General features: G+C 69.5%; 1 protein-coding gene. It reads right to left on the bottom strand.

The features are described from left to right. Window positions 1-236: diguanylate cyclase domain-containing protein (locus tag B2W70_RS01340; RefSeq protein ID WP_286742147.1), on the bottom strand; the 236-nt coding region annotated here is incomplete at its 3' end. Window positions 237-370 lie beyond the last annotated feature (134 nt).

The following is a 370-nucleotide window of genomic DNA, read 5'->3' as shown; positions in this document are numbered from 1 at the left end:
CCGACGCGGGCGATGGTGTCGGTCGAGCGTGCGATGGTGAGCAGGCGGATGGCGACTTCGCGCAGCAGGCCGTCACCGGCGCGGTAGCCACAGGAGTCGTTGATGGCCTTGAAACCGTCGAGGTCGATGTAGAGCAGGGCCAGGCGGCGCTGGCGGGCTTCGGCTCGCAGAGCGGCAGAGGCGAGCTGGTCTTCCAGCATCAGGCGGCTGGCCAGGCCGGTGAGCGGGTCGGACATGGACGAACGAGGAGGCGGGGTCAGCTCGCCTGGGCCTGGGCCTGCGCCGGGCACCTCATGGTCTTCGAACAAATCGGTGAGATCGTCGTGCGGAGGCTCGCGTGGGTCGCCTCCTGATGGCCCGGCATCCAGGG

The organism is Aquabacterium sp. UBA2148, from assembly GCF_002328915.1.
GTDB lineage: Bacteria > Pseudomonadota > Gammaproteobacteria > Burkholderiales > Burkholderiaceae_C > Aquabacterium > Aquabacterium parvum.
This window is presented reverse-complemented; position numbering and strand designations above follow the sequence as displayed.